Source organism: Pseudomonas sp. C9, assembly GCF_002000165.1.
In the GTDB taxonomy this organism is placed as follows: Bacteria; Pseudomonadota; Gammaproteobacteria; order Pseudomonadales; family Pseudomonadaceae; genus Aquipseudomonas.
The window spans coordinates 3928812-3945526 of record NZ_MPAK01000001.1 but is presented as its reverse complement, the minus strand read 5'-3'; the positions used below and the strand labels follow the sequence as shown (position 1 = coordinate 3945526).

At 59.0% G+C, this 16715-nt stretch carries 13 protein-coding genes; 5 read left to right on the top strand and 8 right to left on the bottom strand.

Going from position 1 to position 16715, the window contains the following annotated elements; translation table 11 throughout:
- The first annotated feature begins 30 nt into the window (after nucleotides 1-30).
- Nucleotides 31-2067: an ATP-binding protein gene (locus tag BMS17_RS18365; RefSeq protein ID WP_046033279.1), complete on the top strand. Its 2037-nt coding sequence runs from the start codon at nucleotides 31-33 to the stop codon at nucleotides 2065-2067.
- A gap of 3 nt (nucleotides 2068-2070) precedes the next feature.
- Nucleotides 2071-2652 carry a cob(I)yrinic acid a,c-diamide adenosyltransferase gene (locus BMS17_RS18360; protein WP_046033278.1) on the top strand — a complete coding sequence of 194 codons (582 nt, stop codon included), beginning with the start codon at nucleotides 2071-2073 and terminating at the stop codon, nucleotides 2650-2652.
- A 127-nt stretch (nucleotides 2653-2779) separates the two neighbouring features.
- Here BMS17_RS18360 and BMS17_RS18355 read toward each other — a convergent pair whose 3' ends face one another.
- The 4 genes from BMS17_RS18355 to secA all read right to left on the bottom strand — a co-directional run bounded on the left by BMS17_RS18355 (nucleotide 2780) and on the right by secA (nucleotide 8573).
- Nucleotides 2780-3724 carry a Nudix family hydrolase gene (locus tag BMS17_RS18355; protein WP_046033277.1) on the bottom strand — a complete coding sequence of 315 codons (945 nt, stop codon included), beginning with the start codon at nucleotides 3722-3724 and terminating at the stop codon, nucleotides 2780-2782.
- Nucleotides 3721-4353, bottom strand: coding sequence for a glutathione S-transferase family protein (locus tag BMS17_RS18350; RefSeq protein ID WP_046033291.1), 633 nt, complete (start codon nucleotides 4351-4353; stop codon nucleotides 3721-3723). Before BMS17_RS18350 ends, BMS17_RS18355 begins: the two co-directional genes overlap by 4 nt.
- Nucleotides 4354-4500: 147 nt before the next feature.
- Nucleotides 4501-5718 carry a bifunctional glutamate N-acetyltransferase/amino-acid acetyltransferase ArgJ gene (gene argJ, locus BMS17_RS18345; protein ID WP_046033276.1) on the bottom strand — a complete coding sequence of 406 codons (1218 nt, stop codon included), beginning with the start codon at nucleotides 5716-5718 and terminating at the stop codon, nucleotides 4501-4503.
- Between the two features lie 119 nt (nucleotides 5719-5837).
- Nucleotides 5838-8573, bottom strand: coding sequence for a preprotein translocase subunit SecA (secA, locus tag BMS17_RS18340; RefSeq protein WP_046033275.1), 2736 nt, complete (start codon nucleotides 8571-8573; stop codon nucleotides 5838-5840).
- Nucleotides 8574-8880: 307 nt separating this feature from the next.
- Between secA and BMS17_RS18335 the strand changes: the two genes are divergently transcribed.
- Entirely contained in the window at nucleotides 8881-9336 is a 456-nt protein-coding gene (locus BMS17_RS18335) for a DUF721 domain-containing protein (protein ID WP_046033274.1), read from the top strand.
- A 107-nt stretch (nucleotides 9337-9443) separates the two neighbouring features.
- On the opposite strand, the gene BMS17_RS18330 is transcribed toward BMS17_RS18335, so the two are convergent.
- Nucleotides 9444-10931, bottom strand: a complete 1488-nt coding sequence (locus tag BMS17_RS18330; protein ID WP_077432197.1) for a helicase HerA-like domain-containing protein — start codon at nucleotides 10929-10931, stop codon at nucleotides 9444-9446.
- A 185-nt stretch (nucleotides 10932-11116) separates the two neighbouring features.
- On the opposite strand from BMS17_RS18330, the gene BMS17_RS18325 reads away from it, so the two are divergent.
- Complete coding sequence (locus BMS17_RS18325) at nucleotides 11117-13006, top strand: methyl-accepting chemotaxis protein (protein ID WP_046033273.1); 1890 nt, start codon at nucleotides 11117-11119, stop codon at nucleotides 13004-13006.
- A 173-nt stretch (nucleotides 13007-13179) separates the two neighbouring features.
- Here the strand turns inward: BMS17_RS18325 and BMS17_RS30385 are convergent, their stop codons facing one another.
- On the bottom strand, nucleotides 13180-13356 hold the full coding sequence (locus BMS17_RS30385; protein WP_175648978.1) for a hypothetical protein: 177 nt from the start codon (nucleotides 13354-13356) through the stop codon (nucleotides 13180-13182).
- 86 nt (nucleotides 13357-13442) lie between these two features.
- Nucleotides 13443-14291, bottom strand: coding sequence for a formyltetrahydrofolate deformylase (gene purU / locus BMS17_RS18320; RefSeq protein ID WP_077431375.1), 849 nt, complete (start codon nucleotides 14289-14291; stop codon nucleotides 13443-13445).
- A 337-nt stretch (nucleotides 14292-14628) separates the two neighbouring features.
- Between purU and mvaT the strand changes: the two genes are divergently transcribed.
- Entirely contained in the window at nucleotides 14629-15006 is a 378-nt protein-coding gene (gene mvaT / locus BMS17_RS18315) for a histone-like nucleoid-structuring protein MvaT (RefSeq protein WP_007933316.1), read from the top strand.
- A gap of 100 nt (nucleotides 15007-15106) precedes the next feature.
- Here the strand turns inward: mvaT and sbcB are convergent, their stop codons facing one another.
- Entirely contained in the window at nucleotides 15107-16537 is a 1431-nt protein-coding gene (sbcB, locus tag BMS17_RS18310; protein ID WP_046033271.1) for an exodeoxyribonuclease I, read from the bottom strand.
- Nucleotides 16538-16715: the final 178 nt, after the last annotated feature.

The window sequence follows — 16715 nt, the reverse complement described above, 5'->3', positions numbered from 1 at the left end:
GCCACTTGTTCCATTCAAGCGACGAACCTGATGCCATTGCGCCAGCGCCTCGAAAACCTCCCCGTCGGCCAGAAGTTGCTGGCCGCCCTGCTGGTGCTGTTGATCACCATCCTGTTGGTCGCCAACCTGACCTTCATCAGCGCGTCGTATTACATCTCCCAGGAAAGCATGGCCCCCCAAGCCCTGCAGACCATTGGCCGACTGGTGTCCAACCCGAGCCTGGTGGCCGACGCCTTGAAGTCGCCACAAAACGCCGAACGCCTGCTCAAGGAGCTCGACAGTTACTCGCCGCTGCGTGCGGCAGCCCTTTATGACGGCAAGGGTGAACGGCTGGCGCAGTTGCAGCACGGCGACAAACTGAGCCTGCCGGGGCGCTACCAGCACATTGAAGCCTGGCAAGCGACCGAGTTCCGCAGCAATCAATTGATCACCCTGCCCCGCCCCGGCACCGACCCCGGCCACTTGCTGTTGGTGGCCAGCAGTGAATTGCCGATGGCGTTCTACACCGGCACCCTCACCGCCAGCCTCGGCATTCTGATCTTCAGCGTGCTGTTGTGGCTGGTGATCGCACGGCAGATCAAACGCCTGATTACCCGACCTATCCATGAGCTTGAAGAACTGTCCCGGCAAGTCACCCGCGAAGAGAACTACGCGCTGCGCGCCTCCCGTGGCAACCACGACGAAATCGGCAGCCTCGCCGAGGCGTTCAACACCATGCTCTCGCGGATCGAGGCCCGGGAGCAGCAGCTCAAGCGTGCCCGGGACGACTCCCAGGCTGCATACGATCAAGCCCAAGGCCTTGCCGAAGAAACACGCCACACCAACCGCAAGCTGGAACTCGAAGTCCAGGTGCGCAGCAAAATCGAAAAGAAACTCACAGGCTTCCAGAACTACCTCAACAGCATCATCGACTCCATGCCGTCGGCACTCATCGCCCTCGACGAGCAGCTCTACGTTACCCAGTGGAATCAGGAAGCCAGCGCCTTGTCCGGCACACGCCTGGACGAAGCCTTGAACCAGCCGATCTTCCTCGCCTTCGAACCGCTGAAACCGTTTCTGCCACAGCTCAAGCAAACCGTCGAGCAACACACCGTGGCCAAGATCGAGCGTGTAACGTGGTTCAAGGATGATGAGCCCAAACACTACGCCCTGACCTTTTACCCGCTGATGGGCGGCGCCGGGCGTGGCGTGGTGATCCGCATCGACGACATTACCCAGCGTCTGTCGCTGGAAGAAATGATGGTGCAGTCGGAAAAAATGCTTTCCGTAGGCGGCCTCGCCGCCGGCATGGCCCACGAAATCAATAACCCGTTGGGCGCGATCCTGCACAACGTGCAGAACATACGCCGACGCCTGTCGCCGGACTTGCCGAAGAACATGGAGCAAGCCGAGCAGATCGGTATCGAGCTGGAAACGGTCAACCAATACCTGCAAGTGCGCGAAGTACCGCAACTGCTTGATGGCATTCAGCAGGCCGGTGCCCGTGCGGCGAAAATTGTCACGCACATGCTCAGTTTCAGCCGCCGCAGCACCCGGCAAATGGCCCCGTGCGACCTGCCGGCACTGATCGATCAAGCGGTGGACATCGCCGGTAACGACTTTGATCTGGCGATCGGTTTCGACTTCAAGGGCCAGGCGATCATTCGCCAGTTCGATCCGGCGCTGGGTCCGGTGCCCGGTACGGCCAACGAGCTGGAACAAGTACTGCTCAACCTGTTGAAAAACGCGGCCCAGGCCATTCATCAGCGCGAGGATGACAGCGAGCCGGGGCGGATCATCCTGCGCACCCGACTGAACCCGCCATGGGCCGAAATCCAGGTCGAGGACAACGGCATCGGCATGAGCGAGAACGTGCGCAAACGTACGTTCGAGCCGTTCTTCACCACCAAGGAAATCGGCCAGGGCACGGGCCTGGGCCTGTCGGTCTCCTATTTCATCATCACCAACAACCACAAGGGCCAGATGGAAGTGCAGTCGACGCCGGGCCAAGGCACCTGTTTCACGTTGCGCCTGCCCTTGTCGGGTACGCCGGTCGTCTCTCAAGAACTCAATCAGCTATCGAGGTAACCCATGGGCTTTCGCTTGTCGAAGATTTACACCCGCACTGGCGACAAAGGCGAAACCGGGCTCGGAGATGGTCGCCGGGTACCCAAGGACCACCCGCGAATCGAGGCGATTGGCGAAGTCGATTCGTTGAACAGTCAGGTCGGCGTGCTGCTGGCCGGTTTGGCCGCCCAAAGCGCGCAATACCCGGGTTTGAACGAGGTGATCGAGGTGTTGGCGCCTTGCCAGCATCGGCTGTTCGACCTCGGCGGCGAACTGGCTATGCCGGTGTATCAGGCACTGGATGCCGCGGAAATCGAACGCCTGGAAGCGGCAATTGATCGCTGGAATGAAGAGTTGGGGCCGCTGGAAAACTTCATCTTGCCGGGTGGTTCAGCGCTGATTGCCCAAGCACATGTGTGCCGAAGCCTGGCACGCAGTGCGGAGCGGCGTTGCCAGCAATTGAATGCGCTTGAACCGTTGGCCGGGGTTGGGTTGGCGTATATCAATCGGTTGTCGGATTTACTGTTTGTGGTGGCGCGGCTGATTGCCAAGCGCCAAGGCATTGCCGAGATACTTTGGCAGGCGGCGGCGAAACCTCAGGTTTAGTCGGTGTATTCAAAGACGCCATCGCGAGCAAGCTCGCTCCCACAGTTGACCGAGTTCCTCCTGTAGAAATGCGATCCCCTGTGGGAGCGAGCTTGCTCGCGATGGCGGCAGTCGCATCACCGCAATATCAAGCCTCAGGCCAGAACGCCCGAATCCCAGCCACACCCTGCGCCCCTGCTTCCCAGGCTTGTTGCCGCTCTGCCGGGCCAACACCGCCCAACAGGAACACCGGCTTACTGAACCCTTCGATCAACACCGAAGCCTGCTCCCACCCCAATGGCTCCGCACCGGGATGTGTCAGGGTTGGCTGCACCGGCGACAGGGTCACAAAGTCCACGCCCATCTGCTCGGCCAGCGCCAGCTCTTCAGCGTTGTGGCACGACGCCGCCAACCAGCGCGAGGCCGGTAACGGTCGACCCGCCGCTGCGTACTTGCGCAACTGCGCCGCCGTGATGTGCCATCCGGCGGACGGGAAGTCTCCCAGCCATTCGAAAGGCCCCTTGATCATCAGCTGCGCCTTGCCGGCACACAGCCCTGCCGCATCCACCGCCAGATCGCGGTACTTCGGATCGTAGCCGTTGGGAGCCCGTAGCTGGATCAGCTTGATCCCCCCCGCGACGGCTTTCTGGATGCCGCGCAGCAATGCCGGGGTTTCCAGGTCTTCGGGGGTAATCAAATACTCGGCGGGTAACCGTGCAGCAGCAACGATTGGCTGGTTGGCCGCGGGAAACTCATAATCCACCAGCTCCCGCGGCGTCACCCAGGACAATGGCTGGCCTTCAGCGCCGTGGGGGTCGCCGGTAAACGCGGAAACTTCCCAGACGTCCAGCAACACGTGCTTGTCCGGGTAGTCGTGATGAACCTTGATCAGGGGGCGCGCAGCGGTGACCACAATGCCCAGCTCTTCGTGAAGCTCACGGGCCAGCGCGGTTTCGACGGATTCGTCACCCTCGACCTTGCCACCGGGAAACTCCCACAAGCCACCCTGATGCTGAGTGTCGGCACGGCGTGCGATAAGAATCTTGCCGCTGTTATCACGAATAACCGCGGCAGCTACATGGACTCGTTTCACTGCCCTATCTCCTCCAGACCCGCCTTTTGCCAGGCTTTGAAGGCCGGCCACTGGTAGATCGTTTCGACGTAGGCTTCATCCGCTGCCGGCAACTTCACCTGATAGGTGCGCAGACGTACAGCAATTGGCGCGAAGATCGCATCGGCCAACGTCGCGCTGCCGAACAGGAACGGACCGGTATCGGTGGCCACCGCGCGGCATTCAGCCCACAGCGCGAGCATGCGCTGGATGTCGGCCTCAACGTCAGGAATTGTTGGCGACAGCGGCGCATCGTGACTCAGGTCGAATGGCATGTTGCCACGCATGGCAAAGAACCCGGAGTGCATTTGCGCGCAGGCCGAACGCGCCTGAGCACGGGCGGCGGTGTCTTTGGGCCAGAGGCCCGCCTCGGGAAACTGCTCCGCCAGATACTCGGCGATGGCCAGGGAATCGGCGATGGTACCGTGTTCGGTTTTCAGCAGCGGGACCTTGCCGGCGGGCGAATACTTGAGCAGGCGCGCGCGGGTGTCTGGTTGACCCAGCTTGATCAGTTCTTCGGTGTAGGCCGCGCCCGTCAGGTCGAGGGCCAAGGCGCCACGCAGCGACCAGGAGGAAAGCAGTTTGTCGCCGATGATCAGGTGGAGGCTCATGTTCGGGACCTTTTGATGAGGGGTACAGACCGGAATCTTCAGTGTCTGGTCGTCCTTCATCGCGGGCAAGCCTTGCTCCTACAGGGTGTGTTGTGAACGACACAAAACTGTGGGAGCGGGCTTGCCCGCGATAGGAGCGACTCGGTCTTAAGTACGGTACTCGGCGTTGATTTTCACGTATTCGTGGGACAAGTCGGTGGTCCAGATGGTTTCGCTGCAGTCGCCGCGACCCAACTCGATACGGATGGTGATCTCTTCCTGCTGCATCACTGCAGCGCCCTGGGCTTCGGTGTACGTCGCGGCCCGTGCGCCACGGCTGGCAATGCACACTTCACCAAGGAACACGTCGATCTTGCTCACGTCCAGGTTCGGTACGCCGGCACGGCCAACGGCTGCCAGGATGCGCCCCCAGTTCGGATCGGAAGCGAACAAGGCCGTCTTGATCAGCGGCGAGTGGGCCACGGTGTAGCCCACGTCCAGGCATTCCTGATGATTGCCGCCGCCGTTGACTTCGACGGTGACGAACTTGGTCGCGCCTTCGCCGTCACGAACGATGGCCTGGGCCACGTCCATGCACACCTCGAACACCGCTTGTTTCAACTTGGCGAACAACTCGCCTTCAGCGCGGGTGATTTCCGGCAGCGCCGCCTGACCGGTGGCAATCAACATGCAGCAGTCGTTGGTCGAGGTGTCGCCATCGATGGTGATGCGGTTGAACGACTTGTTGGCACCGTCCAGCAGCAGGTTTTGCAGCACGTCACGGGACACTTTGGCGTCGGTGGCGATGTAGCCGAGCATGGTCGCCATGTTCGGACGGATCATGCCCGCGCCTTTGCTGATGCCGGTCACGGTGATGGTCACACCGTCATGCTCAAACTGGCGGCTGGCACCCTTTGGCAGGGTGTCAGTGGTCATGATGCCGGTGGCGGCCGCTTCCCAGTTGTGGATCGACAGGTCGTCGAGAGCGGCTTGCAGCGCGCCTTCGATTTTCTCGACCGGCAGCGGCTCGCCGATTACGCCGGTGGAATACGGCAGCACCAGGCTGGCGTCGACACCGGTCAACTCAGCCAGTTTGGCGCAAGTACGCTCGGCGGCGGCCAGGCCGGGTTCGCCAGTACCGGCGTTGGCATTGCCGGTGTTGGTCAACAGGTAACGCACCGGGCCTTGCACACGTTGCTTGGCCAGGATGACCGGCGCTGCGCAAAAAGCGTTCAGCGTGAAGACGCCCGCGACCGTGGAGCCTTCGGCACAGCGCATGACCACAACATCCTTGCGCCCCGGGCGCTTGATGCCGGCCGAGGCAATACCGAGTTCAAAACCGGCAACCGGGTGCAACGTTGGCAAAGGACCAAGACCAACAGCCATGAATGCGCTCCTTAAAAAATGTAGTCATCCCCGTCATATGAACGGCGGTGTTAAATGGCAAAACGCCGCGACGGCTGAAGCCGGTCGCGGCGCGGGTATTTCAGCGATTGAAACGGGGTTTACTGGATCTGCCCGTGGCAATGCTTGAACTTCTTGCCCGAACCGCAGTAGCACAGCTCGTTGCGGCCCAGCTTCTGCTCGTTGCGAACCGGAGCGGTGGCAAGGGCCACATCGATCTCTTCACCCAACTGTTCAGGTTGCTCCAGGCCCGGCGCTTCCTCGTGCAGGAACTGCATGCGAGCAGCCAGCGCTTCGGCTTCCTGACGCAGGCGTTGCTCTTCTTCGATCGGGTCTTCGCGGCGAACCTGAACGTGGGACAGCACACGGATAGAGTCGCGCTTGATCGAATCCAGCAGCTCGGAGAACAGCGTGAACGACTCGCGCTTGTACTCTTGCTTCGGGTTCTTCTGGGCATAGCCACGCAAGTGGATGCCGTGACGCAGGTGGTCCATGGTCGACAGGTGGTCTTTCCACAGGTCGTCCAGCACGCGCAGAACGATTTGCTTCTCGAAACTGCGCAGCGCTTCGGCGCCCGCCTGGTCTTCTTTCTCGTTGTACGCCGCGATCAGCTCTTGCATCAGCTTCTCGCGCAGGGTTTCTTCGTACAGGTGATCGTCTTCGTCGAGCCATTGCTGGATCGGCAGCGCCACACCGAAGTCGCTCTGCAACGCCGCTTCCAGACCGGCCACGTCCCACTGCTCAGGCAGCGACTGTGGTGGAATGTGTGCGCTGACAGTGGCGTTGAGTACGTCCTGACGGAAATCGGCGATGGTCTCGCCAATGTTGTCAGCGGCCAGCAACGTGTTACGCATGTGATAAATCACTTTACGCTGTTCGTTGTTGACGTCGTCGAACTCGAGCAGTTGCTTACGAATGTCGAAGTTACGGCCTTCAACCTTGCGTTGAGCCTTTTCAATGGCGTTGGTCACCATGCGGTGCTCGATCGCCTCGCCTGGCTGCATGCCCAGGGCCTTCATGAAGTTCTTCACCCGATCAGAGGCAAAGATACGCATCAGGCTGTCTTCCAGCGACAGGTAGAAACGGCTGGAACCGGCGTCGCCCTGACGACCGGCACGACCGCGCAGCTGGTTGTCGATACGGCGCGATTCGTGACGCTCGGAAGCAATAACCTGCAAGCCACCCGACTCGAGCACTTGCTGGTGACGCTTCTGCCAGTCGGCCTTGATCTGGGCGATCTGCTCTGGCGTTGGATCTTCAAGGGAAGCCACTTCCACTTCCCAGTTACCGCCCAACAGGATGTCGGTACCACGACCGGCCATGTTGGTGGCGATGGTCAGTGCGCCTGGGCGACCGGCCTGGGCAATGATCTCGGCTTCTTTTTCGTGGAACTTGGCGTTCAGAACCTTGTGTTCGATGCCTTCCTTCACGAGCAGGCTGGACATGTGCTCGGAGGTTTCGATGGTCGCCGTACCTACCAGTACCGGACGGCCAGCGGCCATGCTTTCCTTGATGTCCGCCACGATGGCCGCGTACTTCTCGTCGGCCGTCAGGAACACCAGGTCGTTGTAGTCTTTACGGGCCAGCGGCTTGTTCGGCGGAATGACCATGACCTGCAGGCCATAGATCTGATGGAACTCGAACGCTTCGGTGTCAGCCGTACCGGTCATGCCGGACAGTTTGTTGTACAGACGGAAGTAGTTCTGGAACGTGGTCGATGCCAGGGTCTGGCTTTCGGCCTGAATGTTCAGGTTTTCCTTGGCTTCGATAGCCTGGTGCAGGCCTTCGGACAAACGACGGCCCGGCATGGTACGACCGGTGTGTTCGTCGACCAGGACAACCTGACCGTCCTGCACGATGTACTCGACGTTGCGGTGGAACAGTTTGTGCGCACGCAGACCGGCGTAAACGTGAGTCAGCAGGCTCAGGTTGTGCGCCGAATACAGGCTTTCGCCTTCAGCCAGCAGGCCGAGGGAGGTCAGCGACTCTTCAACGAACTGGTGACCGGCTTCGTTGAGTTCGACCTGACGGGTCTTCTCGTCAACGGTGTAGTGGCCGGCCTTGGTGACTTCGCCTTCAACTTCTTCGATGTGCAATTCCAGCCGCGGGATCAGTTTGTTGATCTCGATGTACAGCTTGGAGCTGTCCTCGGCCTGACCGGAAATGATCAGCGGAGTACGGGCTTCGTCGATGAGGATGGAGTCGACTTCGTCGATTACGGCAAAATTGAGTTCGCGCTGGAATTTTTCTTCCATGCTGAACGCCATGTTGTCGCGCAGGTAATCGAAACCGAATTCGTTGTTGGTGCCGTAAGTGATGTCGGCGGCGTAAGCCAGGCGCTTCTCTTCCGGCGGCTGGAACGGCGTGACCACGCCGACCGTCAGGCCGAGGAATTCGTAGAGCGGACGCATCCAGTTGGCGTCACGGCGGGCCAGGTAGTCGTTCACGGTCACAACGTGCACGCCCTTGCCGGACAGCGCGTTGAGGTAAACACCCAGTGTCGCCACCAGGGTCTTGCCTTCACCGGTACGCATTTCCGCGATCATGCCTTCATGCAAGGTCATGCCGCCGATCAGCTGGACATCGAAGTGGCGCATACCCATGACGCGCTTGCCGGCTTCGCGGGCGACCGCAAAGGCTTCTGGCAACAGCTTGTCGAGGGTTTCCCCTTTGGCGATGCGGGCCTTGAACTCGTCTGTCTTGGCACGCAATTGATCGTCCGAAAGGGCCACCATTTGCTCTTCGAAGGCATTGACGAATTGCACCGTCTTGAGCATGCGTTTGACTTCACGCTCGTTCTTGCTTCCAAAAAGTTTCTTTAACAAAGGCGCAAACATATCGGCAGGATCTTCCACACTAAAGGGATGGAGGGCGGCCCCGAGAGTCGCCCGTGCAGCCCTCATGGCCGCATGCGAACGAGCATTCTACCCGGAAACGATGGTGAGGAAAGTGGCGTTATTCCACGATGCATGCACTGCGTTGTAACGGGGCTCACTTAAAATAAGGGCTTTTTGCTGAACTTCAAGCCATTCACTGCAGAAGTTACTTGTTGATTTAATGGGTAAAGCGAGCGCAAAGCAATGGGTCGGGTGCACGTGATGCTTTCTGCTACCATAGCGGCTCTGTTACTTCAGGTGTCTGATCATGGCATTTCGCCCTCTTACGGCCAGAGCACCCGCCGTTCTGCTCCGCGAAGCCAAGCCGCTGAAAGCCATTTTCAGCCAGGCTCAACGCCTGGGTCATTTACAACGTCTGCTCGAAAGCCAATTGCAGCCTGCCGCCCGTGAACATTGCCATGTGGCGTCGTGGCGCGAAGGCAGTTTGCTGCTGATCATTACCGATGGTCATTGGGCAACGCGCTTGCGTTATCAGCAAAAGCGCCTGCATCGCCAACTGCAAATGTTTGATGAATTCGCCAGTTTGACGCGGATTCTGTTCAAGGTGCAGCCGCCAACCGTGCAACAAGGGGCTGCTGGCCACACCATCAGTTTGTCGCCCAACGCGGGCGCGACCATTCAGGCCACGGCCGAGAGCATCAGCGATCCGAATCTGCGGGCCGCCCTGGAACGCCTGGCGGCCCACGCCAAGCCCAAAACCTGAGATCACCGATTTCTGTAGGCGCATGGCTTGCCCGCGATGGGCGCGCCGCAGTGCAACAGATACTCCGCGTTATCGTTCATCGCGGGCACGCCATGCCCCTACAGGGTTCAGCGGCTTTTTTTGCCGCCGAGCAGCGAGCCCATCAGCCCACGCACCAATTGTCGGCCTAACTGGTTAGCCGCCTGTCGCATGGCCGACTTCAACGCCTGCCCGGCTGCCGTACCCAGAAATTCCCCGGCCTGGTCAGTGAAGCTTGGCTCTTCGGGTGCAGGCTTGGCCGGCGTCGCATCGGGATCGGGGGCCAACCCCTTGCGCCCCATCAGCACTTCATAAGCCGACTCACGGTCGATCGGTTTGTCATAACGGCCCTGCAACGGCGAACCGGCCACCAGCGCCGCACGCTCCGCCTCGCTCAAGGGCCCGATCCTCGATTGCGGTGGCGCGATCAATACACGCTGGACCATCTCCGGCGTGCCTTTATCGGCCAGCGTGCCGACCAGCGCCTCGCCAATCCCCAACTCGGTCAAAACCGACAAGGTATCGAACGCCGGGTTCGGCCGAAAACCCTCGGCCACGGCGCGCAAGGATTTCTGTTCCTTGGCCGTGAACGCGCGCAAGCCGTGCTGAACGCGCAAACCCAACTGCGCCAGCACGTCATCCGGTAAGTCGCCCGGCGACTGGGTGACGAAATACACCCCCACGCCTTTCGAGCGAATCAGTCGCACCACTTGTTCCAAGCGGTCCTGCAACGCCTTGGGCGTGCCCGCGAACAGCAAATGTGCCTCGTCGAAAAACAGCGCCAGCAGCGGTTTGTCCGCATCGCCGCGCTCCGGCAATTGTTCGAACAATTCAGCCAGCAACCAGAGCAGGAAGGTCGCATAAACCTTCGGTGCTTCGTGCACCAGGCGACTGGCATCCAGCAAATGAATGCGCCCGCGACCGTCAGCGGTCGGCTGCAGGATGTCTTCAAGTTGCAGCGCCGGCTCGCCAAACAGTGCTTCGGCGCCTTGTTGCTCCAGCGTCGCCAGACGCCGCAACAGCGCCTGACTTGAGCCCGTGGTCATCAACGCTGCATCGTCCCCGAGCAATTCGGGGTGGTCGCGCAGGTGATTGAGCAGCGCCTTCAGATCTTTGAGATCGAGCAGCAATAGCCCTTCGCGATCCGCCACCTTGAACGCCGCATACAGCGCCGACTGCTGACTGTCGGTCAGTTCCAGCAGGCTGCCGAGCAACAACGGGCCCATTTCACTCAAGGTTGTGCGCAATGGATGACCGGACTGGCCATGAATGTCCCACAGGGTCACCGGATACGCCTGGGGCTTGTGGTTCAGCCACGGCATCCCGGCAATGCGTTCGGCGATCTTGCCTTGCGGGTTGCCGGCGGCGCCGAGACCGCACAAGTCGCCCTTGATGTCGGCGGCAAACACCGCCACCCCGGCATCGCTGAAAGCTTCGGCCATGCGCTGCAACGTGACGGTTTTACCCGTCCCGGTAGCGCCTGCGACCAGACCGTGGCGGTTCGCCAGACGCATGGCCTGGGCGATGGGCTGGCCGGCAAGGTCAGCGCCGAGAACGAGTTGCAATGAGTCAGGCATTTTGTCACCCATGGTTAATCTTTGAGCCGGCACGGCCGATACAAAAACCGAGACCACACAGAAATTAGCGTCGGTAATTCCCTAAGGAGAGGACGGAAATATCAGCTTGTTTTCAACACTGCCCATTTTGCGTGCCTTTATAAAAGCACGCTCAGGACATTAAGACCTTAGCGGAACCCCAAGCCATGAACAAAAACCTGCGCTTCAGCCATAAAATTTTGCTTGCCGCCGCCCTCGTCGTAATTGCAGCCTTCGCTTCGTTTACTCTGTACAACGACTATCTGCAGCGCAATGCAATACGCAGTAATCTCGACAACTACCTGCAAGAAATGGGCAGCGTGACAGCCAACAATATCCATACCTGGCTGGCTGGCCGTAGCCTGTTGATCGAAAACCTGTCACAAAACGTCGCATTGAACGCTGACACCGGCAACGTCTCCAAGCTTCTTGAACAGAAGGCGGTGACGTCAACCTTCATGGGCGCCTATCTGGGCAACAAGGATGGCACCTTCATCATCCGCCCAGACAGCAAAATGCCGGATGGCTATGACCCTCGCGCTCGCCCTTGGTACAAGAGCGCCCAAAGCGCCAGCGGCTCGGCACTGACCGAACCGTACATCGATCTCGCGTCTGGCCAATTGGTCATTTCCATCGTCAACAGTGTGCTCAAAGACGGTCAAAACATCGGTGTGGTCGGTGGTGACCTGAGCTTGCAAGTGATCGCCGACAGCCTCAACGCGCTGGACTTCAACGGCATGGGTTATGCCTTCCTGGTCAGCGCCGACGGCAAGATCCTGGTTCACCCGGACAAAGCCCTGGTGATGAAGTCCCTGAGCGAGGCGTTTCCGAAAAACACCCCGCGCATCAGCAACGACTTAAGTGAAGTCGACGTTGACGGAAAGACCCGCATCGTCACGTTCACCCCGATCAAAGGCCTGTCCTCGGTGAACTGGTACATCGGTCTGTCGGTGGATAAAGACAAAGCCTACGCAATGCTCAGCGAATTCCGCGCCTCGGCGGTCGTAGCGACCGTCATCGCCGTGGCCATCATCATCGCGTTGCTGGGCATGCTGATCCGCATCCTGATCCAGCCGTTGCACGTCATGACCCGCGCGATGGCCGACATTGCCGACGGTGAAGGCGACCTGACCAAGCGCCTGACCATTGAAAACAACGACGAATTTGGCGTTCTCGGCACGGCGTTCAACCGTTTCGTGGAGCGTATCCACGGTTCGATCCGTGAAGTGTCCTCGGCCACCGGCCAGGTCAACGAAGTGGCCCTGCGTGTGGTCGCGGCGTCGAACTCGTCGATGTTCAACTCAGACCAACAAGCCTCGCGCACCAGCAGCGTGGCCGCAGCGATCAACCAGCTCGGTGCCGCCGCCCAGGAAATCGCTCGTAACGCCGCTCAAGCGTCGAGCCAGGCCAGTGATGCCCGCAGCCTGGCCGAAGACGGCCAGCAAGTGGTGGATCGCAGCATCAAAGCGATGAATCAACTGTCGAGCATGCTCAGCGCCTCGAGCACCAATATCGAATCGCTAAACAGCAAAACCGTGAACATCGGGCAAATTCTCGAAGTGATCACCAGCATCTCCCAACAAACCAACTTGTTGGCACTGAACGCGGCCATCGAAGCTGCCCGTGCCGGTGAAGCCGGACGTGGTTTTGCGGTGGTGGCCGACGAAGTGCGCAACCTCGCACACCGCACTCAGGAGTCGGCACAGCAGGTGCAGACCATGATCGAGGAACTGCAAGTCGGCGCCCGTGAGTCCGTCAGTACCATGAGCGACAGCCAGCGCCACAGTCAGGACAGCGTGGAAATCGCCAACCTGGCGGGCGAGCGATTGAACAGCGTGACCTTGCGCATCGGAGAAATCGACGGGATGAACCAGTCGGTGGCGACGGCGACTGAAGAACAGACCGCGGTGGTGGAGTCGATCAACGTCGACATTACCGAGATCAACACCCTCAATCAGGAAGGTGTGGAAAACCTGCAATCGACATTGCGGGCGTGCTCCGACCTTGAGCAGCAAGCCGCGCGACTCAAGCAGTTGGTAGGCAGTTTCCGTATCTAGTGTCTGAACCGGCCCCTTCGCGGGCAAGCCCATTCCCGGGGTTTTGCGTGAACCTGGGAGAGAAGGCTTGCCCGCGAGAGCGGTCTCAAGACACTACCAATCCTCGCTGTCGCGTCCCCCTCCGCCTCGGCCAATGGCGAAATGTCCTGCAGGATCGATAAAGTTGCTGAAGTTCAAGCAGGCTTAGGCGTGTCATCGGGCTCTTGCTGCAACTGTTCCCACAACTCGGCGGCGCCGGGAAACTCCGTACCATCTTCGGGGCTCATGTCCTCCGGATCGTAGCGACTCAAGCATCCCTCGCCTAATGTCGCTGGTGCCTTGGAAGTGGCTTTGTCGAGTGGATCGGCCATGGTCAAAACCTCAGTGTAGAAACGGCGAAGGGCCTGAAGCGATTGAACGCCCAGGCCCTTCGAATTTCAACTGTGTTGTATGACAGTCAGAACACTACGGTTTTGTTGCCGTGTACTAACACCCGGTCTTCCAGGTGATAACGCAGCCCACGGGCCAACACCATCTTCTCGACGTCACGGCCGAAACGCACCATGTCTTCAATGCTGTCACTGTGGCTGACACGCACGACGTCCTGCTCGATGATCGGCCCGGCGTCCAACTCTTCCGTCACGTAGTGGCACGTCGCGCCGATCAACTTCACACCGCGCATGGAGGCCTGGTGATACGGCTTGGCCCCCACGAACGACGGCAGGAAGCTGTGATGAATGTTGATCACTTTGTGGGCATATTCGCTGCACAACTCGGGCGGCAGGATCTGCATGTAACGGGCAAGTACCACCACTTCGGCGTCGTGCTGTTTGACCAGCCGCGAAACTTCAGCGAAGGCTGGTTGCTTATCCTGCGGATTGACCGGGACGTGGTAATACGGAATGCCGTGCCACTCGACCATGCTGCGCAAGTCATCGTGGTTGGAAATCACACAGGAGATTTCGCAATCCAGTTCGTCACTGTGCCAGCGGTGCAACAAGTCGGCCAGGCAGTGGGACTCACGGCTGGCCATCAACACCACACGCTTCTTCTGCGCGGTATCGGTGATGCGCCAGTTCATCGAGAACTCTTCGGCAATCGGTGCAAACGCTTCGCGAAAGGCTTCGATACCGAATGGCAGCGAATCGGCACGAATTTCGTGACGCATGAAGAACCAGCCACTGAGATTGTCCGAGTGATGGCTCGCTTCGGTGATCCAGCCGTTATGTGACGCCAGAAAGTTACTGACTTTAGCAACGATGCCGACGCGGTCCGGGCAAGCAATCACCAGCCGAAAAGTGCGCATGAGGGGGAAACTCCAGAACTTCGCAAAGGCCGCCATTCTAGCGACTGCGCAGCAAAACTGCAGTATTGATGACGTACTACCCGGAAAACCGGCCTGCGGCCCCCGCGCTGATAGCACCCGCTCCCGCGCGCTGGGGATCTTTTAAATGATATCTAGAGTCAATTTGTGAATATCTGTGATGACTGCATCACACTATTTAATCGGCACCTCAATTTGCGCCTACTTCATCGAAACTAATTTAATTAAAACGCCGGTTAAATGTTTACTTGATGAAACACCCTGACTATTATTGCGGCACTGTCCCCTGCCATCCAGCGCCCAACATAAGGTAGTCCTCATGTCCTTGATCAACGAATACCGCGCCACCGAAGAAGCTATCAAAGAGCTGCAAGCCCGTTTGAAGAACCTGTCCCAAGACGACAAACTGCAAACCGAGCTGGAATTCGAAGGCAAACTGCGCACCCTGATGGGCGAATACTCCAAGTCCCTGCGTGACATCATTGCGCTGTTGGATCCAGAGTCCAAAACCAAAGCACCACGCGGCGGCGCAGTAAAAACTACTGGCACCAAGCGTGCTCGCAAAGTTAAACAATACAAAAACCCGCACAACGGCGAAGTCATCGAAACCAAAGGTGGCAACCACAAAACTCTGAAAGAGTGGAAAGCCAAGTGGGGCGGCGACGTGGTTGAAGGCTGGGCTACTCTGCTGGGCTAAGCCACAGGGTTTGTCAAAGCATTAACTGCGACAAAAAATAACGCCAGCAATTGCTGGCGTTTTTTTATGCCCGCCATTCATTCTCCGGGCATGTTCGTTTTCAAAGATTCAAACGTTTGCGTAGTCCCTGAACATAACTCTGCCATTCATTCAACACCTCTCGCTGAAACGTTGTAGCCGTTTCGTTCAATTGGGCTGCGGCTTCTGAAAAAGTATCCAACGTATTGGGTGCCCCCCACTCGGGTGCCGTCAAACGTTGCTGACAGAATATTCGCCAGCGCTCTTGCTCCTCGAAATTCAACGTATCGGGGAAGTTGCGTGCGCGATAACGAAACAATAATTCAGGTAAACGTTCGTCATCGAAAGGCCATTGCTCTTGTGATAATTGGGCAGGGTCCGAGGTTCGGACTTGCTCACATAGACGCCGGTCCCGGTCACCGATAAAACCATCGTATAACTGTTGCTCCGGATCCTGGCTTGGCGTGAAATCTTCGCTGGCATAAATGGCCTGTACTTTGTCTCGCCAAACTTGTTGTGCGTCGATTAGCCGCAGCGAACGTTCCTGATAAAGCGCCATGTCCAGCCCCAGGCGTTGCTGATCCTCAGGCCGAAGTACCGACATCGGCGCGACCACCGGGCACTTGTTGATATGAATGAGTTTAAGTGGCACAGGCAGTTCGCCTTCGGCCAGGTCATCGCGACGGGTGTACAGCCGCTGACGCAAAGTATCGGCATCCAGGTCCAGCAGCCCCTGGGGGTCCAGATGCAAGTCGCAGACAATCAAGGCGTTCTTGTTACGCGGGTGCCAGGCCAATGGCAGCACCACTCCCACATAGCTGCGAGCCGCCGAAAAGCGCCCGGAAATGTGCACCAGCGGTTGCAACAGGCGAATCTGGTCCATCACCTTTTGTTTACTGCGCAACTTGAACAGCCAGTCATACAACTTGGGCTGTTTCTCGCGAATCAGGCGCGCCAGCGCAATGGTAGCGCGAACGTCCGACAGCGCTTCGTGGGCATTGCCATGATCGATGTTGTTGGCGGCGGTCAGGCGCTCGAGCTTGAGCGTCACTCGTCCCTCTTCGTCCGTGGGCCAGACGAGCCCGTCGGGACGCAACGCGTACGCTGCTCGCACCACATCGATCAGGTCCCAGCGGCTGTTGCCGCCCTGCCACTCCCGTGCATACGGATCGAAAAAATTTCGATACAGGCTGTAACGGGTCATCTCGTCGTCGAAACGCAGCGTGTTGTAACCCGCACCGCACGTTCCCGGCGCCGCTAACTGGGCATGCACCCGCGTCATGAAATCAGCTTCGCTCAAGCCCTGTTCAGCTAACTGGCCGGGCGTAATGCCGGTGATCGCGCAGGCGGCAGGATGCGGCAGGATGTCGTCACTGGGCTGGCAGTAAAGATTGACCGGCTCGTCTATTTCATTGAGATCGAAGTCGGTGCGAATCCCCGCCACTTGCAGCGGACGGTCGCAGCGGGGATTGATGCCAGTGGTTTCATAGTCGTACCAGAAGATGGAGGTCACGGGCTATTCCTGAACTGAAGATCGGCGAAGTCTAGGCGTTCACATCCCGCCCCGGCCAGTAATCTTGCCATTCAATCACCTCTGGCCACTCACCGTGCACTACATAGTTATGTCGTTTCCCCCCCGGAGGCTGCTAGCATCGGATGGACATCGAATCCCGAACAGGCCACATCAAGGT